This is a genomic window from Geminocystis sp. M7585_C2015_104 (genome assembly GCA_015295805.1).
Taxonomy (GTDB): Bacteria; Cyanobacteriota; Cyanobacteriia; order Cyanobacteriales; family Cyanobacteriaceae; genus DVEF01.
The window spans coordinates 18,150-42,934 of sequence record DVEF01000075.1; the positions used below are offsets into that span (position 1 = coordinate 18,150).

General features: G+C 44.1%; 30 protein-coding genes. 18 read left to right on the forward strand and 12 right to left on the reverse strand.

What is annotated here, in order from left to right:
• Nucleotides 1–4: 4 nt before the first annotated feature.
• A complete protein-coding gene (locus tag IGQ44_08870; GenBank protein HIK38088.1) occupies nucleotides 5–1,189 on the reverse strand; it encodes a coproporphyrinogen III oxidase in 1,185 nt (394 codons plus the stop codon).
• A gap of 222 nt (nucleotides 1,190–1,411) precedes the next feature.
• Between IGQ44_08870 and IGQ44_08875 the strand changes: the two genes are divergently transcribed.
• Both IGQ44_08875 and IGQ44_08880 read left to right on the forward strand, forming a co-directional pair.
• On the forward strand, nucleotides 1,412–1,720 hold the full coding sequence (locus IGQ44_08875; protein HIK38089.1) for a BMC domain-containing protein: 309 nt from the start codon (nucleotides 1,412–1,414) through the stop codon (nucleotides 1,718–1,720).
• Nucleotides 1,721–1,784: 64 nt separating this feature from the next.
• The gene (locus tag IGQ44_08880; protein HIK38090.1) at nucleotides 1,785–2,138 is read left to right on the forward strand and encodes a carbon dioxide-concentrating mechanism protein CcmK; all 354 of its coding nucleotides are present in this window, start codon (nucleotides 1,785–1,787) and stop codon (nucleotides 2,136–2,138) included.
• On the opposite strand, the gene IGQ44_08885 is transcribed toward IGQ44_08880, so the two are convergent.
• Both IGQ44_08885 and IGQ44_08890 read right to left on the reverse strand, forming a co-directional pair.
• Complete coding sequence (locus IGQ44_08885) at nucleotides 2,135–2,377, reverse strand: 2TM domain-containing protein (protein HIK38091.1); 243 nt, start codon at nucleotides 2,375–2,377, stop codon at nucleotides 2,135–2,137. The genes IGQ44_08880 and IGQ44_08885 overlap by 4 nt on opposite strands.
• 488 nt (nucleotides 2,378–2,865) lie before the next feature.
• Nucleotides 2,866–3,093, reverse strand: a complete 228-nt coding sequence (locus IGQ44_08890; GenBank protein HIK38092.1) for a hypothetical protein — start codon at nucleotides 3,091–3,093, stop codon at nucleotides 2,866–2,868.
• Nucleotides 3,094–3,442: 349 nt separating this feature from the next.
• Between IGQ44_08890 and IGQ44_08895 the strand changes: the two genes are divergently transcribed.
• From IGQ44_08895 to IGQ44_08905, 3 genes are all read left to right on the forward strand, one after another.
• Complete coding sequence (locus IGQ44_08895; protein ID HIK38093.1) at nucleotides 3,443–3,682, forward strand: 2Fe-2S iron-sulfur cluster binding domain-containing protein; 240 nt, start codon at nucleotides 3,443–3,445, stop codon at nucleotides 3,680–3,682.
• A 104-nt stretch (nucleotides 3,683–3,786) separates the two neighbouring features.
• Nucleotides 3,787–4,257, forward strand: a complete 471-nt coding sequence (locus IGQ44_08900; protein HIK38094.1) for a tRNA (cytidine(34)-2'-O)-methyltransferase — start codon at nucleotides 3,787–3,789, stop codon at nucleotides 4,255–4,257.
• A gap of 11 nt (nucleotides 4,258–4,268) precedes the next feature.
• Nucleotides 4,269–4,682: a transcriptional repressor gene (locus IGQ44_08905; protein HIK38095.1), complete on the forward strand. Its 414-nt coding sequence runs from the start codon at nucleotides 4,269–4,271 to the stop codon at nucleotides 4,680–4,682.
• Nucleotides 4,683–4,723: 41 nt separating this feature from the next.
• Here the strand turns inward: IGQ44_08905 and IGQ44_08910 are convergent, their stop codons facing one another.
• Both IGQ44_08910 and IGQ44_08915 read right to left on the reverse strand, forming a co-directional pair.
• Entirely contained in the window at nucleotides 4,724–4,987 is a 264-nt protein-coding gene (locus IGQ44_08910) for a ferrous iron transport protein A (GenBank protein HIK38096.1), read from the reverse strand.
• A 1,391-nt stretch (nucleotides 4,988–6,378) separates the two neighbouring features.
• Nucleotides 6,379–7,485, reverse strand: coding sequence for a cobalt-precorrin-5B (C(1))-methyltransferase (locus tag IGQ44_08915; GenBank protein ID HIK38097.1), 1,107 nt, complete (start codon nucleotides 7,483–7,485; stop codon nucleotides 6,379–6,381).
• Nucleotides 7,486–7,712: 227 nt separating this feature from the next.
• On the opposite strand from IGQ44_08915, the gene hisF reads away from it, so the two are divergent.
• The 4 genes from hisF (at nucleotide 7,713) to groL (ending at nucleotide 10,966) form a co-directional block, all read left to right on the forward strand.
• Nucleotides 7,713–8,480 (forward strand): imidazole glycerol phosphate synthase subunit HisF, encoded by a 768-nt coding sequence (gene hisF, locus IGQ44_08920; protein ID HIK38098.1) that lies wholly within the window; start codon nucleotides 7,713–7,715, stop codon nucleotides 8,478–8,480.
• A gap of 65 nt (nucleotides 8,481–8,545) precedes the next feature.
• The gene (locus IGQ44_08925) at nucleotides 8,546–8,734 is read left to right on the forward strand and encodes a hypothetical protein (GenBank protein ID HIK38099.1); all 189 of its coding nucleotides are present in this window, start codon (nucleotides 8,546–8,548) and stop codon (nucleotides 8,732–8,734) included.
• Between the two features lie 171 nt (nucleotides 8,735–8,905).
• Complete coding sequence (gene groES / locus IGQ44_08930; protein ID HIK38100.1) at nucleotides 8,906–9,217, forward strand: co-chaperone GroES; 312 nt, start codon at nucleotides 8,906–8,908, stop codon at nucleotides 9,215–9,217.
• Nucleotides 9,218–9,334: 117 nt separating this feature from the next.
• The gene (gene groL / locus IGQ44_08935; protein HIK38101.1) at nucleotides 9,335–10,966 is read left to right on the forward strand and encodes a chaperonin GroEL; all 1,632 of its coding nucleotides are present in this window, start codon (nucleotides 9,335–9,337) and stop codon (nucleotides 10,964–10,966) included.
• Between the two features lie 107 nt (nucleotides 10,967–11,073).
• On the opposite strand, the gene IGQ44_08940 is transcribed toward groL, so the two are convergent.
• Both IGQ44_08940 and IGQ44_08945 read right to left on the reverse strand, forming a co-directional pair.
• Nucleotides 11,074–12,672 (reverse strand): 2,3-bisphosphoglycerate-independent phosphoglycerate mutase, encoded by a 1,599-nt coding sequence (locus IGQ44_08940; GenBank protein ID HIK38102.1) that lies wholly within the window; start codon nucleotides 12,670–12,672, stop codon nucleotides 11,074–11,076.
• A gap of 202 nt (nucleotides 12,673–12,874) precedes the next feature.
• Entirely contained in the window at nucleotides 12,875–13,774 is a 900-nt protein-coding gene (locus IGQ44_08945; GenBank protein HIK38103.1) for a carbohydrate kinase, read from the reverse strand.
• Between the two features lie 67 nt (nucleotides 13,775–13,841).
• Between IGQ44_08945 and IGQ44_08950 the strand changes: the two genes are divergently transcribed.
• Both IGQ44_08950 and IGQ44_08955 read left to right on the forward strand, forming a co-directional pair.
• Nucleotides 13,842–14,102 (forward strand): glutaredoxin family protein, encoded by a 261-nt coding sequence (locus tag IGQ44_08950; protein ID HIK38104.1) that lies wholly within the window; start codon nucleotides 13,842–13,844, stop codon nucleotides 14,100–14,102.
• A 28-nt stretch (nucleotides 14,103–14,130) separates the two neighbouring features.
• A complete protein-coding gene (locus IGQ44_08955) occupies nucleotides 14,131–15,621 on the forward strand; it encodes a UDP-N-acetylmuramoyl-L-alanyl-D-glutamate--2,6-diaminopimelate ligase (GenBank protein ID HIK38105.1) in 1,491 nt (496 codons plus the stop codon).
• A 131-nt stretch (nucleotides 15,622–15,752) separates the two neighbouring features.
• Here IGQ44_08955 and IGQ44_08960 read toward each other — a convergent pair whose 3' ends face one another.
• Nucleotides 15,753–16,025 carry a hypothetical protein gene (locus IGQ44_08960; protein ID HIK38106.1) on the reverse strand — a complete coding sequence of 91 codons (273 nt, stop codon included), beginning with the start codon at nucleotides 16,023–16,025 and terminating at the stop codon, nucleotides 15,753–15,755.
• Between the two features lie 127 nt (nucleotides 16,026–16,152).
• Complete coding sequence (locus tag IGQ44_08965; GenBank protein HIK38107.1) at nucleotides 16,153–16,398, reverse strand: hypothetical protein; 246 nt, start codon at nucleotides 16,396–16,398, stop codon at nucleotides 16,153–16,155.
• A gap of 428 nt (nucleotides 16,399–16,826) precedes the next feature.
• Between IGQ44_08965 and IGQ44_08970 the strand changes: the two genes are divergently transcribed.
• Nucleotides 16,827–18,203, forward strand: a complete 1,377-nt coding sequence (locus IGQ44_08970; GenBank protein ID HIK38108.1) for a BCD family MFS transporter — start codon at nucleotides 16,827–16,829, stop codon at nucleotides 18,201–18,203.
• Nucleotides 18,204–18,298: 95 nt separating this feature from the next.
• Here IGQ44_08970 and hemF read toward each other — a convergent pair whose 3' ends face one another.
• Nucleotides 18,299–19,327 carry an oxygen-dependent coproporphyrinogen oxidase gene (hemF, locus tag IGQ44_08975; protein HIK38109.1) on the reverse strand — a complete coding sequence of 343 codons (1,029 nt, stop codon included), beginning with the start codon at nucleotides 19,325–19,327 and terminating at the stop codon, nucleotides 18,299–18,301.
• Nucleotides 19,328–19,515: 188 nt separating this feature from the next.
• Here hemF and acsF point away from each other — a divergent pair, with 188 nt between their 5' ends.
• Nucleotides 19,516–20,577: a magnesium-protoporphyrin IX monomethyl ester (oxidative) cyclase gene (gene acsF, locus IGQ44_08980; protein HIK38110.1), complete on the forward strand. Its 1,062-nt coding sequence runs from the start codon at nucleotides 19,516–19,518 to the stop codon at nucleotides 20,575–20,577.
• 93 nt (nucleotides 20,578–20,670) lie between these two features.
• Here acsF and psaK read toward each other — a convergent pair whose 3' ends face one another.
• Nucleotides 20,671–20,934: a photosystem I reaction center subunit PsaK gene (gene psaK / locus IGQ44_08985; protein ID HIK38111.1), complete on the reverse strand. Its 264-nt coding sequence runs from the start codon at nucleotides 20,932–20,934 to the stop codon at nucleotides 20,671–20,673.
• 129 nt (nucleotides 20,935–21,063) lie between these two features.
• Between psaK and miaA the strand changes: the two genes are divergently transcribed.
• The 3 genes from miaA to IGQ44_09000 all read left to right on the forward strand — a co-directional run bounded on the left by miaA (nucleotide 21,064) and on the right by IGQ44_09000 (nucleotide 22,806).
• The gene (miaA, locus tag IGQ44_08990) at nucleotides 21,064–21,960 is read left to right on the forward strand and encodes a tRNA (adenosine(37)-N6)-dimethylallyltransferase MiaA (GenBank protein ID HIK38112.1); all 897 of its coding nucleotides are present in this window, start codon (nucleotides 21,064–21,066) and stop codon (nucleotides 21,958–21,960) included.
• Nucleotides 21,961–22,090: 130 nt separating this feature from the next.
• The gene (locus tag IGQ44_08995) at nucleotides 22,091–22,288 is read left to right on the forward strand and encodes a hypothetical protein (GenBank protein HIK38113.1); all 198 of its coding nucleotides are present in this window, start codon (nucleotides 22,091–22,093) and stop codon (nucleotides 22,286–22,288) included.
• Between the two features lie 38 nt (nucleotides 22,289–22,326).
• Entirely contained in the window at nucleotides 22,327–22,806 is a 480-nt protein-coding gene (locus IGQ44_09000; protein ID HIK38114.1) for a hypothetical protein, read from the forward strand.
• Nucleotides 22,807–22,829: 23 nt separating this feature from the next.
• Here IGQ44_09000 and IGQ44_09005 read toward each other — a convergent pair whose 3' ends face one another.
• Nucleotides 22,830–23,618, reverse strand: a complete 789-nt coding sequence (locus IGQ44_09005; protein HIK38115.1) for a fumarylacetoacetate hydrolase family protein — start codon at nucleotides 23,616–23,618, stop codon at nucleotides 22,830–22,832.
• 205 nt (nucleotides 23,619–23,823) lie between these two features.
• Between IGQ44_09005 and rpsF the strand changes: the two genes are divergently transcribed.
• Nucleotides 23,824–24,288 carry a 30S ribosomal protein S6 gene (gene rpsF / locus IGQ44_09010; GenBank protein HIK38116.1) on the forward strand — a complete coding sequence of 155 codons (465 nt, stop codon included), beginning with the start codon at nucleotides 23,824–23,826 and terminating at the stop codon, nucleotides 24,286–24,288.
• Between the two features lie 63 nt (nucleotides 24,289–24,351).
• A complete protein-coding gene (locus IGQ44_09015) occupies nucleotides 24,352–24,708 on the forward strand; it encodes a DUF1818 family protein (protein ID HIK38117.1) in 357 nt (118 codons plus the stop codon).
• The last annotated feature ends 77 nt before the right edge of the window (nucleotides 24,709–24,785 follow it).

A 24,785-nucleotide genomic window follows, 5' to 3' on the forward strand; every position in this document is an offset into this window, starting at 1 on the left:
ACCCTTACCTTTCATCCAAAAATTCAGCAAATATTCTGGATAAAATAGTGTTGGAATACAAAAAACCAAGAGGAGAAGCCAGCCTGATTATGCCTTCTTTTTCGTCTAAGATGACCAGTTTTTCTAGAGCGAAATCCCGGAGGGATGAGATAAGTTTTTTTACAAAATTTTGGCCGTATTCAGCTTCTAATCCGGCTAAATTTACCCCCTTTTTCAGTCTTAATCCCAACATCAAAGTTTCCAAAAACCTGTCAGTCTCGGAAACGGGAGGAATTTCTAGAATGCCTCCTTTCCTCTCATAGTCTACCACCCAAGCATAATACTGTTGACGGGTGCGAGGACGGGTAAATCGGATATTATCAGTATAACTAGCAGCCCCCATGCCAAAACCATAATAGGGTTGATTCAACCAATAAACCTGATTGTGTCGACATTCATAGCCTGGTTTAGCATAATTAGAAATCTCATAGTGATGATACCCTGCTGCTTCTAACGTAGCTACCGCCATACAATACATCTCTGCCGTGTTTTCTTCTGTAGGCAGTGGTTTTTTCCCCGCCTGGTATTTTTTTCCAAATACTGTTGTAGGTTCTAGTACTAAATCGTAACAAGATATGTGTTTGGGCTGTAATTCAACAGCCTTTGCCAGAGACTGTTGCCAATCGTCGAGGGTTTGGTAAGGCAAGCCGGAAATCAAATCCAAACCCCAGTTGTCAAAATCAGCCTGATAAATATCATCTATTGCCTGTTGAATGTCTTTTAGGCGGTGGCTTCTGCCGATACTCTGTAATAAATTGTCTTGAAATGCCTGTATCCCCAAGGTAATCCTATTTACTCCTAGGGATTTATATTTTTTCAGCTTATTTAAATCGAAGGTAGCTGGATCTATTTCTATAGAAACTTCCGCATCTTTACTAATTCCAAGATGTTGCGACAGTGCGTCTAATACTTTGGCCAAACCCTCCAAGTAAAGCAATGAAGGTGTACCTCCCCCGAAGAATACTGTGGCTAGAGAAGATGTCTTTTTAGGAGTAGCCCTAATTTCTCGGCACAGAAAATCAACATACTCTTCCTGAAGAGATATATAAACATTTGCCCCATTTTCTCCCAAAACAGTAATGGGGAAGTCACAATAAAAACAACGACGACGACAAAAGGGAATGTGAATATAGGCTGCATTTATAATCATATATCAATCCAAAATGTTAAGGTTAGTTATAGGGAAAAAAGGAAACTATGAACACAAAAATAGTAACTCTCCTTCTTTGGCGGGGTAAAACGGAAAAAATGTGGCCAAGTATGGGAAAATAATAAACCCTTATTGATGAGTTAAAGACTAGTATTCCCTGAAAGCAGTCAAAAAATGATAATATAGCTGATATGCTAAGGGGAAGACAGAAAGAGACAATCGATGCCTGAAGCAGTAGGAGTAATCCAAACGGTGGGGTTTCCCGCCATATTAGCAGCAGCAGACGCAGTAGTAAAAGCGGCTCGTGTTACACTTGTACAATTTGAGCTGGCCGAGAGAGGTGAGTTTCTAATTGCCTTTAGAGGGCCAGTCTCCGAGGTGCAAAAGGCCATGGAAGCCGGCATTGAAGCGGGCAGTAAGGTCTATGGCGGCGTGATTCAGAGCCACTACATAGTACCCAACCCCCCACCGAACGTGGTAGACGTGTTACCGATAAGATATACGGAGAAGTCGGAACCCTATCGTTTTTGATGGGGACAATATTGCCTATTATAGTATCTAGTTTTAACATTATATCAGGGAGGAAAGAGAGCGTATGCCATCTCAAGCCGCAGTGGGCTCCATTGAAACCAGGGGGTTTCCTGGTGTTTTAGCCGCCGCCGATGCCATGGTAAAGGCAGGGAGAGTCACCCTGGTGGGATACATTCGTGCCGGCAGTGCCCGTTTTACCGTTAACATTCGTGGTGACGTCTCCGAGGTGAAAAGGGCGGTGGAGGCGGGGATTGAGGCTGTTAAACGCACCGAAGGCGCTATTTTAGAATCCTGGGTTATCATTCCTCGCCCCCATGAAAATGTTTGTGCCGTACTCCCTATAGATTACACAGAAGCGGTTGAGCCCTACCGTCAAGCCGTCGAGGGAATTGCCTTGCCCGGCAATGGGCGTCGCTAATGGGAGTAGTCTGCCAGGAAACCTATATACAACAAGTGTAGTCCCAGAATAACACTCCAGCCGAGGGTAAAGGGGGTTGTCCATGCCCATTCGGGGTGGTTAAGATTATGGAAAAACCACACCCCCGAGTTAACTGCCAAAAACAGTGCGGTATGGACAGCAAAATTCATCCTATCATCTAATTTCCGGTAGGCTGGATCGTTTTTCCTGTCTGGTTTTCTTGGCCAACGGGGCGGCATGTTTTTCTTCTCTAAAAGTGTTACTTTTATGGTAACAAATTCGAGCCCAACTAGTTAATTTTTATCAGGGAAATCCTATTTTTTCCAGCTCCCCATTATCCCTATTAATTTAGCTTCTGTTAAAAATCTCACTCTCTGTCTCCTTTGTCTAGTTCGACTTCTTCCATTATATTTGGCGGGGGAGTCTTGATTGTATTTGTGTTATTGCCCAGTCAACTCTATTTTTGAATTCATTATCTCCCATTACAGTGGTGTCCAAAGTGTGAGATACACTGGATTAATCTAGGTTTTTAAAGACAGCCAGTAGGTGGGGTCTTTGGGGTTTATTTCCCTCTAATTTAGCCAAATTTTCCAACGGGGCTATTATCTGGGATATTATCTTTTTTTAACCGGCGATAAATTCGGTTTTAATAACATTGTTTTCCGGAGCTATTTCCGGCTTATAATTGCTGCTTACCGGTTGAGGGTTGAAAATTTCCTTTTACCCCTTACCCACAAAGAAAGCCCCATCTCCTTGGCCTTAAATGCGGCATGGTGATGACTTCAAATTTTTCTACCTTTTTTATTTTACAACTGGTGGGATAATTACCCCCCCTTTCTTCCAGTATCAACACCGCCAATCTTTTTAATTTTTCCCGGGAAGAATTTTCCCCTGGGATGGCACTGTAAATATTTTCTATAAGAAGAAGTGCCGTCTTTAGTTTTTGGGCAAACATGTGTCAAAATTCCAAACATAGGCTATGACAGCAACTAATATCGGAGTATTTTTCCCACAATCGCAAGTGGCATAAATTCATTGGCTGATTCCCAGTCTCTATTGTAGGCAAAAATAGACTTCGGCTCGGGAAATTCATAGTAGTTTCTCTAGTAGGCAGTACACTCACTCAATTCTGGTCTTTGGTGTATAATAGCTGCTATCACTTCTAACCCCTTTATCCTACCCCTACTGCAACAGGCCTTGTCATATGATTTAGATTGTAAGAAATACATTTACAAAAATACACAGAGGCAACCTAAAAACAGTGGTGTTAGGATGGGAAAAAGAGAAGATTGTCTAGGTGTTTTATGAGTGTAAGGGTAACGTTTCAACCGGATAATGTGACGGTGTCGGCGGAAAGTGGAGAATCTATATTGGCAGTAGCTAAACGAGCTGGTATTTTTATTCCTACAGGTTGTTTGATGGGTTCATGTCATGCCTGTGAGGTAGAATTAGAGGATGGTACACCCATTTGTGCTTGTATTAGTGCTATCCCCGTTGATAGTGAGGAGTTAACCATATACCTCTATGGTGACCCAGTGTGGTAGAATCCTTACTGTTGAATTTGGTGTATCTAGGGCAACTATTCACTATAATCCCACTATAATCCCCCTGTAGATGGCGGATTTGGGTGTGAGTCTACCCCTATGCTATGCCAAGAATAGTTCTAGTGCATCCACAAATTCCCCCTAATACTGGCAATATTGCCCGCAGTTGTGCCGCCATGGATGTGGAGTTGCATTTAGTGGCACCTTTGGGTTTTGAAATCGGCGATAGGTATTTAAAAAGGGCTGGATTGGACTATTGGCCCTATGTTAGACTAACCTATCATCCCAGTGAAGACTATTTTTTGCAACATGCCAAGGAAAAGGGGGGAAGGCTTATTGGTTTGAGTGTCAGGGGTAAGACTAATTATCTTGACTGTCAATACCGAGATGATGATTGGTTACTCTTCGGGAGTGAGACTGACGGCTTGCCCCAGAAAATTTTAGATGCCTGTGATCTTACTTGTTATATTAAGATGAGAAATCCATTTGTTCGCAGTCTTAATTTGTCTGTGAGTGTTTCTGTAGTTTTATTTGAATCCTTGCGACAATTAGGATACACCACCACTGTAAATTAAATCAGGAAAGTATGACTGGCAAACTTACTAAAAGTCAACAGAAAATCCTAGATGTGTTAAAAAGCGTCGAGGGGGAGATTAGTGCACAAGAAATTTATCATATTCTACGCAAAAATGGCTCTTCTACTGGCTTGGCTACCGTCTATCGCCACCTTAAATTTTTCCTTCTACGGGGTTTGGTAAAGGAGAGAATCACTGTAGACGGCGAGTCTTTATACCAGCTAATTAATCATAGCCATCAACATCATTTTAACTGTATTAACTGTGGCAAATCCGTACTACTTCCTGACAATAATTGCCCCATCAACGAGGCAGTTTATAAATCACTAGTGCCAAACAATTTTCGTATTTACTACCATAGCCTAGAGTTTTTCGGCTTATGTGAATGCTGCCAAAGAATGGCTGATGAAAAAGACAGTTTATAGTTTATAGAAGATTTTCCCCACTATATGTATACTAAAATTAATCATTGACCAGAAGTTGGTTTGACTATAATTAATTTCGCCTCCTCGTCTCTAAGGGCAATTGTAGTGGTAGCACCTACTTTTACATGGAGAGTTTTCCCCCACCACAGTTTGCGGAGGATTTTCACTTTTTTCCCACTTACCAATCCGAGGGATTTGAGACGATTTGTCAAGGCTTTACCATGGATTCCTGTTAAGATTTGACAGACTATTGCAGCCTTCCCAACTTCCAAGTTTGTCAGCGGATGGTGTTGATTGTTTGCCATTCCTGTTGCCATTTATTTTGGTTATCCTATTTCTGTTGTCGATTCTTTTTGTTCTTGCCTAATTAACCATATTATCACAAAAGACATTGTTGTCCCATTATGACCCAACCGTCTACTTGTTGCCAGGCATAGTGTTTCATAATGACTGGACAAAAAGATGTTTGCCTTTTGTTAGGTAGCCTTTAGGAAAAGTCCACAGAGGAAAATTTGTTTGTTTTTGGTATGATGTAAACCTAACATGGGGGAGTGGGCTCGTTGGCCTTTGGGTGTAATTCGGAATAGCTAGACGGGGGGATATTTTTTTGGGTTTAATATTAATTGGCAAAGGATATACACATATGTATTCGTTAGTTTTTTTTACCAGAAATGAAGGCAATTACATCTCACATATCAGAATACGCAATTTGTTGAAACAAGCAGACATAAAAAATGGATTCCCAAAATAGGGCAACAGAATTGACAGGTGTATTTTGCGCCGCAAATGTTAAAAATGTTAAAGCATTATGTTGGGTTTTTGATAATATGCAAATTCTGATAATAATACCATCATATTATGGGCCTGGCATTTCGGTGTTTTCAATATTTTTTAGGAGTTACTGCCGTTAAAATACAAAACATATTCCGTTCGTATTCAGAATAGTAGGTGTATAGGAAAGTAAATATTCTTTGTATTGCAAAAATTGGGGGTGCCATGGAATTATAACACAGGTTTGGAGGGTAATCTTGGTTAATTTTGGTACAATTTGGACTTACCCCAGAAGGGTATATTTGTTGTTTGGTGTTGCCTAGAATAATAGGGTATTATGTTTATCCTCTTTGGGCATAACTTAAACCAATGATACGGGTTCAAGTATGTTTTTTGCCTGTTGTTGGGTAGAATTCAAAGTCACTGGAGGGTGACATAACTGTCTGTTGTTGTAGAGACTTTAGGATAAATACCCAGTGGGAATTATTTGAAATATACAAATACGGATATGCTTGTTTTTTTAGGCACAATTTATGGCAACTAAACGAGGTTATATATTTCTGTCACTGCGCCTGCTTTTAGGGGTGGAGTCTGGAATGATTAAAAAATATGATCCGCCAATAACATAGAGGTTTATCTGTTTGTTTTAACGCCAAATACAGTGCAAATTATATCCCCGCTTTGGGTTCAAATTTAGAATAAAAAGCCAACATTGATATACAGGAAATTGAAATAAATATTTACCCCAAATTGGGAATTTAATTAGCCTAAGAAATGCCCAGGCGTAATCCGAAGTTATATTTTTTGTAATTTTCCAGGCCTAGTTACAACTCACTGTCATGGGGAGGGACTGTCATGGGAAGGGAAGGAGTTAAAATAACTAAAAAATGGTACTTTATGCCGAAAACGGTTGTTGTTTTTCTGACTAAAGATAGTAAGACAAGATGGATTCAGCCGTTTCACCCTTGACAATAATTTCCCGGTTTCTGGCGAAAAGAATCGCACCCACATAGACCGAAATATCTATGTGCTTTTTAATGTAATTACGACTGTTTTCCTCTATTCTGTTAGCCATGAGATGATAAACCGTGTCCTGATATTTAGTGCCATTTATGGCATCGAAATTACGGAGAATCGCTAAACCAGATTCTACAGTTTCCGCTATAAATATTTGTCTACAAACCTCCTGAGGCACTCCCACAAAACAGGCAAGGGATGTTAGAATTTCCAGTCTAGCATCTGCAACAAAATGATGGGTTTGGAACACATTGCCGGCTAATTTTATAAGTTTGCCATGATAGCCAAATAGGAGAATAGATTTTAACCCTAATTCCCCGGCTTTTACTAACATTGGCCCCAACCAGTTAGCGGTTTTTACTAGTTGTGCAGGGTTGAAGCCAATTTTTGCGGCTAAATCTAAACCATTTTCGCCAATACAGAAAACTAGATGTTCAAAATTTTTGCTCTTACTGGTTAACTCCTCTAAATACAATTCTAATTGTTCGGGGGAACTCAGGGGTTGAGAAATACCACTAGTGCCAAGTAAAGATAAACCTTCTACCACACCAAAAGCAGCATTAGAAGTCCTTTCAGCTAGTTTTTTACCCTCAGGCAGAATAATTTTAACTTCCACTTGGGCATTGTCTTCTAGGTAAGCTAACAGATTGATTTCTAACAAATTTTTTGCATAGCTGTAGATGGCCGGTTTGTTGTTACAGGCAATGATTCTCCCCACCCCTTCCCCCCCTTGAATGAGAATTTTTTTCTCTGAATTTGGGACAAGGGTTACCAAGGCCCAAACGGGGGTATTCCTAGTCAAATCCAGGTTATCCCCTGGGTCTGAGCGAGTAATTGCTAGGGCTTGATTGTCACCAATTCTTGCTACTTGCTCAACTGGAATTATAACCCTTTCTGGAGGGTTTAACAAGTCTATTTCCACTTCCTTTTCAGCTATCTCTTTCTGTAGAATCCTCAGGGCAGCCACTGCAGAAGCAGTAGCAAAAACTGGTAAAGTGTAGCCTGATCTTGCCATATTTTTTAGGGGACAGTAATGTCAGGTTCGTGTTCAGTAAAAAGGGTAATTAAAATGGGGAGAAGAAAAGATTGGAATAACAATAAGGAATAATTTTACGGGAGTAATTCTACTACAAAAATGTGCAAAGATCAAGATTTTTTCTGGGGGTAAATGTTGTCGTAGGAATTGTCAGTCTGTTTATTTGTGGGTAAAATCGTGATGTCTGATTAAAAGGAGGGTAATAGATGTTAGCCAAGAGAATATTGCCTTGTTTGGATGTCAATGCCGGTAGAGTGGTTAAAGGGGTAAATTTTGTGAATCTGAAAGATGCAGGGGATCCAGTGGAACTGGCTAGACTGTATAATGATGCGGGGGCTGATGAGTTGGTGTTTTTGGATATTACCGCTACTCACGAGGATAGAGACACCATCATCGATGTAGTCTATCGTACCGCGGAACAGGTGTTTATACCCCTGACAGTGGGGGGGGGCATCAGAACCTTAGAGAATGTTAAAAATTTGTTAAGAGCAGGAGCAGACAAAATTAGTGTAAACTCAACAGCAGTAAAGGATCCAGATTTTATTAATAGGGCAAGCGATCGTTTTGGCAGTCAGTGTATAGTGGTAGCAATAGATGCGAGGAGAAGAAAAGATCCAGAAAACCCGGGGTGGGACGTGTATATCCGGGGAGGCAGGGAGAATACAGGAATAGATGCAGTTTCTTGGGCGGAAGAGGTAGCCAAAAGGGGTGCAGGGGAATTGTTGGTAACTAGCATGGATGCGGACGGCACCCAGGCGGGATATGATTTAGAACTGACTAGGGCTATAGCGGAAAGAGTGGAAATTCCAGTTATTGCCTCTGGCGGCGCCGGTAACTGTGAACATATATACCAGGCTTTGACGGAGGGGAAAGCGGAGGCGGCTTTATTGGCTTCTCTACTACATTATGGCCAGTTGACTATCCCCCAAATCAAAGAATACCTGAGTCAAAGGGGCGTTACCGTGAGACTTTAACTGTAATTTTATTTTTCCACTACCAAAGGTATATTAGAATAGACTAAAACTCATATTCTTAAAAAATGTTAATACCGATTCTCATTTTGGACGTGGCATTGGTAGCCTGGTCATTGCATCTGATGCAACAAGCCTTTGACCGCCGGGAGTTTTCCCTAATGCTGGCGGGGACATTAGTGGCATTGGCGGCCGCCGCCATGATGGTGGTCTACATTTTGGCAAACCATTGTCTTTCGTATTTCTCTAGCCTCTAGTCGGTGTATGCCGAAAAAATCGTTCGGTAACCCGTACAAGACAACCCGTTGCTACTTCCATCCAATTTTCGCTAAATTAGCACTCGGAAGGTGAGAGCGCTAAAAAAGCAAAAACAAGAGGCGCCCACCGAGGGTAAACCAAGTAGCAAGGAAGATTGGAGAAAGGAGTCTATGGCAGCGGTAACTATTAACGTATCCACCGTTAAGCCTTTGGGCGATCGTGTATTCGTAAAAGTAGCCCAAGCAGAAGAAAAAAGTGCTGGTGGCATCTACCTGCCAGACACCGCCAAGGAAAAACCCCAAGTAGGGGAAGTGATTAGCGTAGGGGAAGGCAGACTCAATGACAAAGGCGAAAGAATCCCCGTAGAGGTTAAGGTAGGGGATAAGGTCCTCTACTCCAAATACGCTGGTACTGACGTTAAACTCGGTGGCGAAGATTACGTCATTCTCTCCGAAAAAGACATCCTCGCTGTCCTGTCTTAATTAATTAATAAGTAATTTCTACCTAGAGACCTTGTAGTTAATTATCTAAACTTTGTATTGCTGGTTTCCGTTTGTTGTCAGTTTAGTTAGTAGTAGAGAGGGAAAAGAGGGATAACTATGGCAAAAACCATCATCTACAACGAAGAAGCTCGTCGCGCACTAGAAAGGGGTATTGACATTTTGGCCGAAGCTGTAGCGGTGACTCTGGGGCCAAAAGGACGCAATGTGGTATTGGAGAAGAAATTTGGCGCTCCTCAAATTGTAAACGACGGTGTTACCATTGCTAAGGAAATAGAATTAGAAGATCACATTGAGAATACCGGTGTATCTCTCATCCGTCAGGCTGCCTCCAAGACCAACGATGTAGCTGGTGATGGTACAACAACCGCTACAGTGTTAGCCCATGCCATGGTAAAAGAAGGGTTGCGCAACGTGGCGGCCGGTGCCAACCCCATAGCCCTCAAGCGTGGTATTGAAAAGGCTACCGAATTCGTAGTAGAACAAATCGCCAAACACGCAAGAAAGGTAGAAGACAGCAAGGCCATCGCTCAGGTAGCCTCCATCTCTGCCGGTAACGATCCGGAAGTAGGCGAAATGATCGCCAAAGCCATGGACAAAGTGGGCCGTGAAGGGGTTATTTCCCTAGAAGAAGGCAAGTCCATGGAAACTGAGCTGGAAATCACTGAGGGGATGCGTTTCGATAAGGGTTACATCTCCCCCTACTTCGTAACCGACACCGAACGCATGGAGTGTATATTAGAAGAGCCCTACGTACTGGTTACTGACAAGAAGATCACCCTAGTCCAAGATTTAGTACCCATCCTCGAACAAGTAGCCCGTCAAGGCAAGCCCTTACTCATCGTAGCCGAAGACATTGAAAAAGAAGCTCTTGCCACTCTGGTAGTCAACCGTCTCCGTGGAGTGCTGAATGTGGCCGCTGTGAAGGCCCCCGGTTTCGGCGACCGTCGTAAGGCCATGCTAGAGGACATTGCTATCCTCACCGGTGGGCAAATGATTAGCGAAGATGCCGGCTTCAAGTTAGAAAACACCACCATCGAGCAACTGGGTAAGGCCCGTCGCGTCACCGTAACTAAAGATCACACTACAATCGTAGCTGATGGTAACGAAAAAGCTGTTAAGGCTCGTTGCGAACAAATTCGTCGTCAAATCGAAGAAACCGACTCCAGCTACGATAAAGAAAAATTACAAGAGCGTCTGGCTAAACTCAGTGGTGGGGTAGCGGTGATCAAAGTAGGGGCGGCTACTGAAACTGAAATGAAAGATCGCAAACTCCGCCTCGAAGACGCTATCAACGCCACTAAGGCTGCCGTAGAAGAAGGTATTGTACCCGGTGGTGGTACTACCCTGGCCCACATCGCCCCTCAACTAGAAAAATGGGCTCAGGAAAACCTACAGGGCGAAGAGTTGACCGGTGCTATGATTGTAGCCCGTGCCCTCAGCGCCCCCTTGAAACGGATTGCTGAAAACGCCGGTCAAAACGGTGCCATCATCGCTGAAAGAGTCAAAGAAAAAGAATTCGATGTGGGTTACGATGCCGCCAAGGGTGAATTTGTCAACATGTTCGACGCTGGTATCGTTGACCCGGCTAAGGTAACTCGCTCTGCCGTACAAAACGCTGCCTCTATTGCCGGCATGGTGCTCACCACCGAGTGTATCGTCGTTGACAAGCCCGAAAAAGAAAAACCAGCCGCCCCAGCCGGCGCCGGTGGTGGTGACTTCGACTACTAATAATACTCTGTAAGCTAGTCGTAACGGGGGGTAGCACCCCCTTTTTTTTGTGCCTTAACCCCCCCCACGGGGGGTATCATACATGGTTGCCCTGAATTGCCCTTGGGTTAGAAAGGTATAGTAATAGGCGTGCGACTCACTTTTACTTCATAGGGGGGTTGTTCGATTAGAGACACACCCGTCATTTCCTCCGGTTGTGGCAGTTGTAAAATTTGCAGGATGGTGGGGGCAATATCTGCCAGTTTCCCGTTTTCTCTTAGCTTTACATGGCCACCGTGTCCAGGTATTTTTCGTTTCTCCCCTTCGATGAGAATCAGGGGCACCATGTTAGTGGTATGGGCAGTCCAGGGGTTCCCATCTTCGTCAATCATGTACTCCGCATTGCCATGGTCGGCTGTTATAATTAGGGTGCCACCCATGCCATTTACGGTTTTGATCAATTTGCCCAAACAGGTATCTACCGTTTCGATGGCCTTGATGGTGGCTTCCAGGTTGCCCGTGTGCCCCACCATATCCGGATTGGCATAGTTGATCACTACCAGGGAGTATATTCCCTTCCTAATGGCCTCACAGGCTACCTCTGTCACCTCTACCGCAGACATCTCCGGTTTTAGGTCATAGGTGGCTACCCTGGGACTAGGTACCAAGTGTCTATCTTCCCCCGGAAAGGGCTCCTCTAAGCCTCCATTGAGGAAATAAGTCACATGAGGGTATTTTTCCGTCTCGGCAGTGCGGAATTGTCTTAAACCAGCATTGGCTACTACCTCCCCTAGAATGTTTTTCAAACTCTGAGGCTCAAAGGCTACTTTAACAGGTAAAAGGGGATCATACTGGGTAAAGGTGACAAAGTGCAAAGGTTGTATCAACTGCCGCTCAAACCCATCAAAATCCGGCATGGTAAAGGCGTAACACAGTTGTCTAGCTCTGTCTGGCCGGAAATTGAAGAATATTATGCCATCCCCGGCGGTAACAGCCCCACTGGCTATTCTAGTAGGCTCAATGAATTCATCGGTAACACCCCTCCCATAAGACTCTTGCAACACCTCTACTGCCGTTTTGCCACAGCCCGGACCATCTATGGTATAAAGTTCATAAGCTTTCTGAGTGCGCTGCCAACGACAGTCCCTATCCATGGCATAATAACGACCACAGATAGTAACTATTTTCCCAACCCCTATTTTTTCTATGTGTTCTTGTATAGCTTTTACGTAATTCACTCCCTCAGTGGTGTTAGTGTCTCTCCCATCGGTGATGACATGGACACAGACTTCTCTAATACCCTGCAATTTAGCCAAATCCAGTAGGGCGAACAGGTGCTCAATATGAGAGTGAACACCACCGTCAGAACATAATCCCATTAGGTGTAGTTTTCCGCCACTTTGAGCCACCTTCTGACAGATTTCTACCAATGCCGGATTTTTGAAAAAGCTACCATCCTCCACAGCGTCGGAAATCCTAACCAATTCCTGTGGCACAACCCTCCCCGCACCTATGTTCAAATGCCCCACCTCTGAATTGCCCATCTGTCCCTTTGGCAATCCCACCGCCTTTCCTGACGCGTGAATCAGTGTATTTGGATATACTTCTAACAAACTATCCATTACTGGGGTGTTTGCCAGGGCGATGGCATTACCCTCCTTTTCTGGGCGGTATCCCCAGCCATCTAAGATTACTAGTACTACTGGTGCTACGGTCCCTTCAGTCATAAATAGGTCACCCAATAAACTGTAAAAATAGTTGCAATTTGATGATAACACTGATACCTTTTGGCCGTTAGGAAATTTCAATTCCACTTGACATTTGGCCAAATCCTCCCCTTGGCTTTTTCCCTTCGTAATAGGGAAATATTAAGAAAATATTAAAGCTATTGTTTGATAATAAGGGATAGGGGACAATTAGGCAAGTTTTTCAACAGTTTTCGTCTCTATTACCCCCCAGCCACTGGTTTTTAAGGGAAAGGGGCAGAGTTGGTGTTGCGCCTTTTTCGCTGGCAATATAGGCGCCTATCTCATTAGCCTTACGAACTATTTCTGATGGTGGCATTCCTCGCAAATAACCCACTACTACTGCCGCTGCTACCCCGTCTCCCGCGCCTACACAGTCAGCTTCCTCTTGGGGGGTAAATTGGGGCACCTCTGCCACTATCTCTTGTTTTTCGTCTATCCATTTTGTCCCCCTCTCTCCCTGGGTTAGGATAATAACATCTAAATCATATTCTCCTAGCCACTGAGATATATTTTCACTAAACCCGCAGTGTTGTTGCAAATACCTGGCTTCTTCTAGGTTTAGTTTTAGGATGTTGGTTCTTTCAATACTCTCTCTAATTATCTTATGGTCAAGCTCCGGTTTTCTTAAGTTCAAATCCAGGAATATTTTGCCCTTAAAATTTCTCACAATTTCCTGGATAGTTTCCCTACTTTTCTGACTTCTCTGAGCCAAGGTTCCAAAATACAGGCATTGGTAATTGTCTAGTTCATTTATCAACTCATTCTCTAAGTTTAAATAATCCCAAGCAACGTCTTCTACTATCTCGTATTCCACCTCTTTGTTGTCTAAAATATTTACCATCACCCTTCCAGTCGGCCTATTATCATCCCACTGAAGGTATTTTGTGTCTACCCCTCTTTGTCTCAAACATGCCTCTATTCGTCTCCCTAAATCGTCTTTCCCTACCCTTGTCAGCAATGTAACATCAGCACCCAACTGGGCACAGTGAATGGCAAAATTAAGAGGTGCTCCCCCCAACGCTTCTCCACTGGGCAAAATGTCAAACAAAGCCTCTCCCACTGCTAGGATTTTTTTACCCATAATTCCTAGGTACTATTAGACAGGATGTGTTACAATAAAACCCAAAATTTTGCCATATCAAAAATACATGAAGCTGATACTTTATAGCAAACCAGGTTGTCATCTATGTGAGGGTTTAGAGGAGAAAATAAGGGCAATTACAGAAATAAAAATAGACCTGGAAGTAAGAGACATAAATACTAACAGTGAATGGTGGGAGAAATATCAGTATGAAATACCGGTATTGTACGTGGAAACCAAAGGGGGAGCAAAATTAATCCCCCGTGTTTCCCCGAGAATTTCTGTTGGCCAGTTGACAAAAATTTTGGCACAATACCAAGAAACCTGAAGAATTATTAGCATGTGAGGAGGAGCAAATGAAGCTACGGGAACTAATAGAAAATCTACCACAGATTCGTCGTCTGCCTTCCCATCCCCATTTGGAAGAGGAGGTGAGGGGTATTTCCACTAACTCCCACACCTGTAGCCAAGGAGACTTGTTTATTGGCATGCCGGGGTTGAGGGTAGACGGGGGGGAGTTTTGGCAAAGTGCTATGGCACAGGGGGCGATGGCCTGTATAATCGGGGAGAGTGTGGCTGAAAAAATCCCCCCCACCGAGGATGACTGTGTGATTGTGGCCGAAGACATACCCACGGTTTGTGCCGATATAGCCGCCAGATTTTATGGTTATCCCGGCATGAAATTGAAGATGATAGGGGTGACTGGTACCAATGGCAAAACTACTACCACCCACCTGATAGAATTTTTCTTGCAAAAAGTGGGTTTGCCCACAGCCTTGTTAGGCACATTATATGCCCGTTGGCCGGGTTATCAGAAAACTGCCACCCACACCACCCCTTTTGCCCCAGATTTGCAAGCACAACTGGCACAAGCTCTAAAGGCTGGTAGTGAGTATGTAGTGATGGAAGTTAGTTCCCATGCCCTAGCTCAAAAAAGAGTCAGGGGATGTCAGTTTGATGTGGCAGTGTTTACTAATCTAACCCAAGACCATCTAGATTTTCATAAGGATATGGAAGACTATTTCCAAGCTAAGGCCTTACTGTTTTCTCCAGAGTACCTGAGGGGAAGGGCAATTATCAACTATGATGATGCCTACGGACAAAGATTAATCTCCTCCCTAAATCCAGCCCAGGTTTGGACTTATAGCGTCAACAATAGCAAGGCAGATTTTTATACCACTAATCTCACCTACCTGGCAAATGGAGTTACTGGTTTGTTGCGCACTCCAAAAGGGGAAACAGAATTTGTGTCACCTCTAGTAGGACAATTTAACATATCCAATTTGCTGGCGAGTGTTGCTACCATGTTACATCTAGGTTATGGACTGGAAACTATCAGAGAATATTTGCCCCAATTCCAGGGAGTACCAGGGAGGATGGAAAGGGTACAAGTGAGTCCAAATCAGCCAATCAGTGTTATAGTAGACTATGCTCATACTCCAGACAGTTTGGAAAATTTACTCAAGGCGGCGCGGCCCTTCATTAGTGGCAGGATGATTTGTGTGTTTGGTTGTGGGGGGGATAGGGATCGTACTAAACGACCGGTGATGGGGGAAATAGCGGCACGTTTGGCAGATGTGGTGGTGGTAACCTCTGATAATCCCCGCACAGAGAATCCCCATCAGATTATCCGAGACATCTTACAGGGCATTCCCGACACTGTCAAGCCCATCGTAGAGAGCGAGCGTGCCAAAGCCATTGAATTGGCAATCAGGATGGCTCAACCTGGGGATGGTGTCATAATTGCCGGCAAAGGGCATGAGGACTATCAAATCCTGGGCACAGAAAAAATACATTTCGACGACAGAGAAGAGGCGCGTAGAGTCTTGTCTTCCATCTACTCCTAGACTTTATTTATTTCTCTTTCTTGCTTCCCCCTAACAACCCTAACACTCTTTAAAGCCTCCAACTGCTCTTTGGGGCAGTTTTTCTTATTCATTCTTATTTTTTCAATTTTTTAAATAAAAATTAACAACAATCAGGCGCTGGGAATAACACCAAATAGTTTAGCTAAACCCGCCAAAATTGCGGCCAAAAAACCTATTAAAATCCCACGATTTATAAATTCTTGAAATTCCAATCTTTTATCCAGGGCGTCAATTTTGGCTCCCAAACTCTGTTCGATTCTTTTGATTTCCCCCTCCAGTCTGGCTTGGCCCACCTTTAATTCCGTCATGTTTCCTTCTATCTTCTCCAGTCTGGCTTCTATTTTCTCGAATCTCTTATCGACTTGTTCAAACCTTTTGTCAATCTGTTCAAACCGTTGGTCAATTTGTTGAAACCTGAGCTCAATTTGTTTAAACTGTTGGGCTAAGTACTCCTTCAAGTCTTGTTCAATGGTAACTGACATGTGATGGACTCCTAATCCGATTCTCTTTCTAGTTTACCGCATCGGGAATTACACCAAATAGTTTAGCTAAACCCGCCAAAATTGCGGCCAAAAAACCTATTAAAACCCCACGATTTATAAATTCTTGAAATTCCAATCTCTTGTCTAGGGCGTCAATTTTCTCCTCCAGTCTAGCTTGACCCACTTTTAAGTCTGTGATATTCCCCTCGATTTTTTCTAGTTTGGCTTCTATTTTCTCGAATTTCTGTTCTACCTTCTCAAATCTGGTGTCAATTTTTTCAAATCTTTTTTCTATCTGTTCAAACCGTTGGTCAATTTGTTGAAACCTAAGCTCAATTTGTTTAAACTGTCCCCCAAAATAGTCTTTCAAGTCTTTTTCAATGGCAACTGACATAATAGGTTTCCAACAACACCACTACAGTCCCAGTTTATACTGTTGGGGGTGAGCCGAAAAGTTTGGCTAATCACAGTATTATAAGAAAATGTAAAAAGTTATAGAATAGAAACTAAATTGTGGTTAAGAGTGAAAAAAAAACAGCAACTTGAAAAAAATATTGTGAACTTTTAGCCTAGAATATTAGCAATAAAAAGTGTTACACGTTCGTTATCAGTGGTGTTTATTATTGGGTCATGGGTAAGATGGAAATGGATGGCCAAGTGTCGGTGAGGGAGGAAATAATCCCCAAGGTGAAAGTACCCACAATGTTGAGGCTGGGGTTGTTTAACCTGGGGATTGGTATGTTTTCAGTATTGACTCTGGCGGTATTAAACCGAGTAATGATAGCAGAATTGAAAATACCCGCCACTGTCGCCGCCGGGGTGTTGGCTATTTCCCAATTGGTATCCCCCACCCGTGTCTGGTTGGGACAATTGTCTGATAGCAAAAAACTCTTTGGCTTCCACCGCACAGGTTATGTCCGTTTGGGAGTATTAGCCTCTGGCGTGGCCCTGTTTTTGGCTGTCCAGATTGTCTGGCTGCTGGGAGAAAATATAATTGCTAACGGGGGCTGGAGGTGGAATCCCGTCACCATTTGCCTTAGCATAGTTCTGGGTATTATTTTTGTTGTACAGGGGATTGCAACCGGTGCTAGTTCTACCCCCTTTACTGCCCTACTAGTGGATATATCGGATGAAGATAATCGCTCTCAATTGGTGGCCACGGTATGGTCTATGTTAATGGTGGGGATTGTAATAGGTGGGATTACAGGAAAAGTGTTACTAAAGAGTTTAGCAGGAGGGGACAATGGTGCAATACCCATTGAAAAACTACAACCCCCCATCAACAGTATTTTCCTAGTAGTACCTACTGTGGTATTTATCCTCACCCTCATTGCTACCTGGGGGGTAGAAAGGAAATATTCCCGCTACCGCCAACGCTCTTCAATTGCCGACAGGGAAGACGGTATTGGTTTGAGGGAGGCATTGAGAATACTAACCTCCTCTCGGCAGACGGGCATATTTTTCTTCTTTTTAGTGATGATTACTCTTAGTTTGTTCATGCAGGAGGCAATTTTAGAACCTTATGGAGCGCAAGTGTTCAAAATGCCTCTGGGAGAAACCACTCTTTTGAACTCTTTTTGGGGCACTGGCATTCTCGTGGGGTATAGCACTACTGGTTTTTTAGTGATACCCCGTCTGGGGAAAACTAAAACTACCCGTCTGGGTTGTATCTTGGTTGCCCTCTGTTTTTTGCTCATTATACTGGCTGGTTTGACTAAAAACCCCAGTCTGTTAAAGGGGGCAATGTTTCTCTTTGGTATATGCGCGGGGATTACCACTATTGGCTCTATTAGTCTCATGTTAGACTTGACCTTGGCAGAAACTGCAGGCACTTTTGTGGGTGCCTGGGGTTTAGCTCAATCTCTCTCCCGTGGTGTGGCCATTGTCTTGGGTGGTTGGATTCTGGATTTAGGGCGCCTTCTGTTTGACAATCTCTGGTTGGCCTACAGCTCAGTATTTTTCTGTGAAGCCCTCTGTATTATGGCTTCCCTTTTCCTCCTCAACCAGGTCAACATTAAGGAATTCTATGAAACTACCCGCAAGGCAACGGCCATGGTAATGGAGGGGGATTTGGACTAGTGAGTTGGGGGTATTTCTGCTTTGACTGGCCGCCCCCCTTAAATAAGGGCATTTTGTTGCCCTTAACTGCTATGGCTTATCAACACCCCCTCTCTTTAACTCTTGAACTCATTCACCCAGTCTCTTTCTTTCAGGAAGAATTCAGTCAGTTCGGCTTCACGAGAGCCTTTTTCTGGGGTGTAGCAGTATTCCCAACGTGCCAGGGGAGGTAATGACATTAAAATAGACTCAGTACGCCCGTTGGTTTGTAGGCCAAATACAGTACCACGGTCGTATATTAGGTTGAATTCTACATAACGGCCACGACGATATAGTTGGAAGTTTCTTTCTCTTTCCCCATACTCCATGTTTTTACGTCTTTCTACGATGGGGATATAGGCTTCTATGAAGGCATCACCGCAGGTTTTTACAAAGGCGAACAAGTCTTCCCAACTGCGGGATACTCTTCCCACTTTTTCACTGTAGGCATGGGCACGACCATTGGTGTCTGGCCCACGATATAGAATACCACTGTCATCTTGATAGTCGAAGAAGATCCCACCAATTCCCCTTGGCTCTTGACGGTGTTTTATGTAAAAATACTCATCACACCAGAGTTTAAAAACGGGATAATATTCAGGGTGGTGGGCGTCACAGGCCTTTTTATGTACTTGGTGGAAGTGGACGGCATCCTCCACGAAACCATAGTAAGGAGTTAAGTCCGCCCCCCCGGCAAACCACCAAATAGGACCCGCCTCGAAATAGCGATAGTTTAAATGTACAGTGGGAACATAGGGGTTTTTGGGGTGTAACACCATGGAGGTGCCTGTAGCATAAAAACTGTGACCTGCGGCTTCTGGACGTTGTACTAAAATGGCCGGTGGCAGAGTGTCTCCCCAAACTTCAGAGAAGTTTACCCCCCCTTGTTCGAATACGCCCCCATCGCGAATTATTCTGGTGCGTCCGCCACCACCTTCTTTTCTTTCCCACAAGTCTTCACGGAAACGGGCTTTGCCATCAACTTCTTCTAAAGCCTGACATATCTTATCTTGTATTTCTTGAACTAGTTTTTTTGCTCTTTCTCTGGCATCAGCGGGTTTTTTGCTTTCTGTTTGTGCTACTGGTTGGTTTGTTAAGCTGCTCATATTTATCTGTTGCTTTCCCAAACTTTCTTTTAATAACTATAAAGTTATTAATCTTCAATTTCACTATCACTTAATAAAACTTAACTATTCCCGAAAAACACATTGGTGAACAATTGTAACAATTTTTCGAAGTTCTGCAATTATGGGATAAAATCAGATAGAAAATATAACCATAAAGAGATATAACCATGGTAGTGGCAGGAGCTAAACCAACAAGCTATAAAAAGACAGAGATTAAAGAGAATTTACTGACGCCCAGATTTTATACCACTGACTTCAAAGCCCTAGCAGAATTGGACATCTCCAGCCAGGAAACCGAATTAAGGGCAATGCTGGAGGAGATGAGAAATGATTACAATCGTCATCACTTTGTAAGAGACGAGGAATTCCAAAAATCTTGGGAGCACATAGACGAAAAAACCCGCAAAGCCTTTATAAGTTTTCTTGAAAGATCTTGTGTTTCGGAATTTTCCGGTTTCCTCCTGTTCAAAGAAATCTCCCGCCGCATAAAGGACAAAAACCCACTGTTAAGTGAGATGTTCAGCTTGATGGCAAGGGATGAGGCGCGCCATGCGGGGTTTTTGAACAAAGCCATGGCTGACTTTAAAATCTCACTGGATTTGGGTTATTTAACTAGACACCGGATTTATACCTTCTTCCCACCTGAATGGATCATATATGCCGTGTATCTGTCTGAAAAGATCGGCTATTGGCGTTATATTCTGATGTATCGCCATCTGGAGAAAAACCCCCAATATCAGTTTTATCCCCTGTTTAAGAAATTTGAAAACTGGTGTCAAGACGAAAACCGTCACGGGGACATTTTCAACGCCCTGTTACGCTCACAAACCTCCATGTGGAAAGGCTGGAAGGCTAAATTGTGGTCGAAGTTTTTCCTCCTGTCTGTATTTGCAACCCACGCCTTAACTGTTTGCGAGAGAAGCGATTTTTATCAGGCCGTTGGTTTAGATGCAAAGGAATACGATCGCATGGTAGTCAGAAAGACCAACAAAACAGCAGCTAAAGCATTCCCTGTAATCCTAGACACCTCCCACCCCGAATTCTTCCCCCGTCTAGAAAAGTGTGCTGACTACTACTTAGAGATTTGCCGCATTGACGAGAGCAAACAACCCGGTTTCATCAAATTTCTCCGCAAACTGCCGCTACAAATAGCTATTTTCTGGAACTTGTTGCGATTGTACCTGCTCAAGGGAATTGAAACTGAGCCCCTAAGGGGTACTGTTCGCTAATAGTTAGTACTACTGGTTGGTATTTACCTGGCCAGCCAGTTCATCCCAGAGGGCTTGTGACGTGAGCCCTCATTTTCATTGTATTTTACTGGATTACAAAACCCCGAGATTAGCTAAACCGAGAATAACACCCGCCCCCAGTATATGTCCGAAGCTGGTAGTGGCCAACAAAGCGGGGAATCCCATGCCGCCAAAGAAAACATCCCCAGGGAGTTTGGGTTCAGCACTGGGTTCTTTCATGGTAGACTTGGCAAAGGCTATAGCTATAATATTGCATATAATCATAGTTAGAGCCACACTGGGGCTCCACTGTACAGTGGCTGGTACGGCTGCAAAGAGAGTATTCAGATATAGCATTTACTGTTCTATCCCTCACTAACTTTTCAGACTCCCCATTTTATCTTTGCCCCTGTCAAAAACCGCCATCTTGTTGCAATACTTTGCATTTTTGTTAAGAATTGTAAAGTGCTATCCGACGGGGAATAAATGGAAAAAAAACTAATAGTAATTTGTGGGGCGACAGCGGTAGGAAAATCGGCCTTGGCTCTGGAAATAGCCCAAAAACTCAAAACCTTTATCATCAGTGCCGATTCCCGTCAGGTATATATAGACTTTGACATTGGCACTGCTAAACCCACCCCTCAGGAAAGGGAATTAGTGCCCCATTACATGATTGACATATGCCATCCCCAACAAGTTTTAACGGTGGCAGAATATCAAGAGCAGGTATATGGTATCATAAACAGGGCCACCTCTGTTCCTCTTCTGGTGGGGGGTACAGGATTATATATCAAAGCCGTTACCAAGGGCTTAAAAATCCCCCCGGTAGCCCCACAACCTGTATTACGAGCACAACTGGCAAAATACAGTCAACGGGAGAGATATAGCTTTTTGCAACAATTAGATCCCATAGCTTGTGAGAAAATACACCCCAATGACGAAACCAGGACTATTAGAGCTTTAGAAGTATACTATGTTACAGGGAAACCTATTTCCCAACTCCAGGGAGAAAGTCCGCCCCCTTATCCCATTCTCCAGATAGGACTACAGTGTGAACCAAGGAGACTACAGGAGAGAATAGCCCGTCGCACCCGTGAGATGTTGGCAAAGGGGTTAGCCCATGAAACGGCAATGTTAATGCAAAAGTATGGCGAGGATTTGCCTCTGCTCAACACCCTCGGCTATGCAGAGATGAAAGACTTTATCCAGGGCAAAATTACCCTTTTTCAGGCAGAAGAATTAATTGTTTTGCATACCCGTCAATTCGCCAAAAGACAACGCACTTGGTTTAACGCCTATCCCGAAATTAAATGGTTTGATGTGGACAACCCCCATCTTCATAGAGATGTTTGGGATACAATAGTTAGATTTTTAGAACAATAACCCCCACTGACATCAATCTGGTAACAAAATGTAGCAAAAAAACCAGCTTTTCTTTGAGGGAATATTACAATAGAAACAAGGGTGAAAGGAGAAACCCGCTGACCAGGTTTTGGCGGAAAAAGAGGGGATCATGTTTGTTATTCTGCAAAAAGAGGGGATTTTGAGTGCAGAGAGCGTTTGTAAAAACTGTTTGTGGGCAACCCAGAATGGCAGTCCCCGTTGGCAATCGGGGAAACTAAGTTGTCTGGAATGTGTGGGCAAATCCGAGTCATCCCAGTTAGAATTGTACCAGTGTCAGATGGGATTCCGTCTTGTTAATATCCCATAGACTCTTGTGGACAACATCAACTGCTCCTGAGAAACACTATGAACTGGCGCAACTATTCCCCCCAGTGGCTGGATAGACTTTTTGCCTCTATTGTATACCTGGTGCCCCTCACAGACGCCCTAGGATTTGGTGGCTATCTGTTCAGGCAATTTCCCCCCCTTAGTCTAATTACAGTGCCCCTTTTCCCCCTCATCATTATCAATTCGATTCCCTTTGGCGGTTTTATCCTGTTCATTCTCTTATTTGTAGCCGTAGTTAGAAATACCCGCATTAGTCATTTTATTCGCTTTAATACAATGCAGGCTATTCTGATGGACATCTTGTTAATTCTTATAGGCCTTGTATTTCGGTACCTCGTTGGAGGATTAGGTTTTTCCCTGATCACCGAAACTCTGGCTAATACTGTCTTTCTGGGCACTCTAGTAGCCTGCGTTTATGCGATGGTACAAGCGGCTTCGGGCAAGTATCCAGAAATCCCAGCCATATCCTCCGCCGCCCACTCACAGGTACCCTGGTGAACCATTCTAGTAGTCATCTTCGTCTAGTCATCGTCGGGGGCTGGTATTACCCTGTTGGTCAGTTTGCCAATGCTTTCTATCTCCACGGTTACAACATCTCCCACCTGTAGGGGGCCAACTCCTGGGGGTGTGCCTGTCAGAATCACATCTCCCGGCAATAGGGTCATAATCTGAGATATGTAGTATACCAGATATTCAGGAGAAAAAACCATATCTGAGATGGAAGCCGACTGTTTTGGACTGTCTTCGTCCTCGTTAAGATAGGTTTTGATGCAGGCCCCAGGGGTCAATTCTCTAACAATCCAAGGCCCCAGTGGACAAAATGTATCAAAACCCTTAGCCCTCGTCCACTGTCCGTCTTTTTTTTGTAGGTCTCTGGCAGTCACATCATTGGCGATAGTATAGCCCCAAATCTTGTCATTGGCCTCTTCTAAAGGACAGTTTTTCACCCTAGTTCCTATGACTAGGGCCAATTCTCCCTCAAAATCCACCCTCTGAGACTGCTTCGGGTATATTATCGCCTCCTGGTGGGCTATCACTGCCGAGGGAGGTTTTAGAAATATCAAAGGTTCTTTAGGTACTTCAGACCCCATTTCCGCCGCATGAGCGGAATAATTCTTCCCCACGGCAATTATCTTAGAGGGAGCACAGGGAGGCAACAACCGGTACTGCTCACTACTGAGTATTTGGTCGGTAACCTGTCCATTCAACCAGGGGGGGGCATCCAATACCTCCACCGTGCGGTTCGGCTGTAGTCTACCGTAATAAGTTTGTCCTCCGCTGGTTTTTACTCTCACATAGCGTTGGGCCATATCAAACTCTCAAGGGCAAGTCAAAAAAAAAGGTAGATGGTTGTACAATCGTCCATTTTCTGCTATAAATATATAAGCATCATTCTCCCACTGTATCAATATTTATATAAACCATCGAGAGTGATGACGACAACCTTGCTCCCTGCGGGGGGCCTTTATAGTCCATAAGGAGACGAATATGGGTAAACTTAGAACCTACGAGATGATGTTTATTTTGCGCCCTGACCTAACTGAGGTGCAAATAAACAAACAATTGCGCAGATACCGTCAGCTGCTTAAACAACACGGCGCAGAAAAAGTGTCTCTTCAAATCTGGGGCAAACGCCGTCTGGCCTATCCCATCAAGAAATACCAGGAGGGCGTTTATGTGCTCACCCATTACACAGGGGATGGCCGTCAGGTGGCCATTATAGAGAGGGATATGCGTCTGGGGGAAGAGGTGTTGCGCTATCTGACCATCAGACTGGACGAACCATTTGAATTCGAAGATACGGAAATCCCTGAAATAGGGGAGGAGACCCCTACGCCGACAACGGCTCAAACAACTCCTGGTGAGACGGCAGAAGCTCCCACCGACACCACTGTAGCTGAGAATGGGAGCACAGCCGCCGAAACCTCTCAACAGACTCAGGAGACTGTGGAAAAAGAAGAGACTGCTGAGACCGTTTAAATTTTCGGCCTTGGGAGGGTCACTGCTGTTGACAATGGCAAAACCCTGAGGAGGGGGTGAACCTTGCTAAAACAGGGTAGGGGTTGGAGACTGGGTTGGCGAGCCGATGCTCCTGTTTATAAGGGTCTAGTGGGCGCCGAGGACTGGGCTTTGGAACTTACGGCAGAGGAGATGCGTGACTTTTGCCGTCTTCTGCGGGATATTCACCAAACAGTCGCCGACATTAGCAAACACCTAATGCCAGAAGAAGCTGTAGTCTGTGAGGTGGAAAGCGAACTGTTGTGGCTTGGGGCAGAAGGATATCCCGACAATTACTCCCTCAGGATAATCCTCTCCCAGCCTCGCCGGGGAGAAGGCACCTGGCCTCCCTATGCCATAACCGAACTCCTACAAGCCTCCCAGTCCCTCGAGCTTTTTTAGCTTGACAAACTCCGTGTCATACGTTATAATGGTGAGTCGTGTTGGCAACGGGGCGTAGCGCAGCTTGGTAGCGCACC

Excerpts from the sequence above, each read along its gene's own strand:
- IGQ44_08925 (HIK38099.1), top strand. The coding sequence starts at position 8,546 with ATGTTAATACCGATTCTCATTTTGGACGTGGCATTGGTAGCCTGGTCA.
- IGQ44_08900 (HIK38094.1), top strand. The coding sequence starts at position 3,787 with ATGCCAAGAATAGTTCTAGTGCATCCACAAATTCCCCCTAATACTGGC.
- IGQ44_08940 (HIK38102.1), bottom strand. The coding sequence starts at position 12,672 with ATGACTGAAGGGACCGTAGCACCAGTAGTACTAGTAATCTTAGATGGC.
- IGQ44_09000 (HIK38114.1), top strand. The coding sequence starts at position 22,327 with ATGAACTGGCGCAACTATTCCCCCCAGTGGCTGGATAGACTTTTTGCC.
- IGQ44_08880 (HIK38090.1), top strand. The coding sequence starts at position 1,785 with ATGCCATCTCAAGCCGCAGTGGGCTCCATTGAAACCAGGGGGTTTCCT.
- IGQ44_08970 (HIK38108.1), top strand. The coding sequence starts at position 16,827 with ATGTTGAGGCTGGGGTTGTTTAACCTGGGGATTGGTATGTTTTCAGTA.
- IGQ44_08905 (HIK38095.1), top strand. The coding sequence starts at position 4,269 with ATGACTGGCAAACTTACTAAAAGTCAACAGAAAATCCTAGATGTGTTA.
- IGQ44_09005 (HIK38115.1), bottom strand. The coding sequence starts at position 23,618 with ATGGCCCAACGCTATGTGAGAGTAAAAACCAGCGGAGGACAAACTTAT.
- IGQ44_08945 (HIK38103.1), bottom strand. The coding sequence starts at position 13,774 with ATGGGTAAAAAAATCCTAGCAGTGGGAGAGGCTTTGTTTGACATTTTG.
- IGQ44_08875 (HIK38089.1), top strand. The coding sequence starts at position 1,412 with ATGCCTGAAGCAGTAGGAGTAATCCAAACGGTGGGGTTTCCCGCCATA.
- acsF (HIK38110.1), top strand. The coding sequence starts at position 19,516 with ATGGTAGTGGCAGGAGCTAAACCAACAAGCTATAAAAAGACAGAGATT.
- rpsF (HIK38116.1), top strand. The coding sequence starts at position 23,824 with ATGTTTATTTTGCGCCCTGACCTAACTGAGGTGCAAATAAACAAACAA.
- IGQ44_08950 (HIK38104.1), top strand. The coding sequence starts at position 13,842 with ATGAAGCTGATACTTTATAGCAAACCAGGTTGTCATCTATGTGAGGGT.
- hemF (HIK38109.1), bottom strand. The coding sequence starts at position 19,327 with ATGAGCAGCTTAACAAACCAACCAGTAGCACAAACAGAAAGCAAAAAA.
- miaA (HIK38112.1), top strand. The coding sequence starts at position 21,064 with ATGGAAAAAAAACTAATAGTAATTTGTGGGGCGACAGCGGTAGGAAAA.
- groL (HIK38101.1), top strand. The coding sequence starts at position 9,335 with ATGGCAAAAACCATCATCTACAACGAAGAAGCTCGTCGCGCACTAGAA.
- groES (HIK38100.1), top strand. The coding sequence starts at position 8,906 with ATGGCAGCGGTAACTATTAACGTATCCACCGTTAAGCCTTTGGGCGAT.
- IGQ44_08885 (HIK38091.1), bottom strand. The coding sequence starts at position 2,377 with ATGCCGCCCCGTTGGCCAAGAAAACCAGACAGGAAAAACGATCCAGCC.
- IGQ44_08910 (HIK38096.1), bottom strand. The coding sequence starts at position 4,987 with ATGGCAAACAATCAACACCATCCGCTGACAAACTTGGAAGTTGGGAAG.
- IGQ44_08915 (HIK38097.1), bottom strand. The coding sequence starts at position 7,485 with ATGGCAAGATCAGGCTACACTTTACCAGTTTTTGCTACTGCTTCTGCA.
- hisF (HIK38098.1), top strand. The coding sequence starts at position 7,713 with ATGTTAGCCAAGAGAATATTGCCTTGTTTGGATGTCAATGCCGGTAGA.
- psaK (HIK38111.1), bottom strand. The coding sequence starts at position 20,934 with ATGCTATATCTGAATACTCTCTTTGCAGCCGTACCAGCCACTGTACAG.
- IGQ44_08870 (HIK38088.1), bottom strand. The coding sequence starts at position 1,189 with ATGATTATAAATGCAGCCTATATTCACATTCCCTTTTGTCGTCGTCGT.
- IGQ44_08995 (HIK38113.1), top strand. The coding sequence starts at position 22,091 with ATGTTTGTTATTCTGCAAAAAGAGGGGATTTTGAGTGCAGAGAGCGTT.
- IGQ44_08955 (HIK38105.1), top strand. The coding sequence starts at position 14,131 with ATGAAGCTACGGGAACTAATAGAAAATCTACCACAGATTCGTCGTCTG.
- IGQ44_08890 (HIK38092.1), bottom strand. The coding sequence starts at position 3,093 with ATGTTTGCCCAAAAACTAAAGACGGCACTTCTTCTTATAGAAAATATT.
- IGQ44_08895 (HIK38093.1), top strand. The coding sequence starts at position 3,443 with ATGAGTGTAAGGGTAACGTTTCAACCGGATAATGTGACGGTGTCGGCG.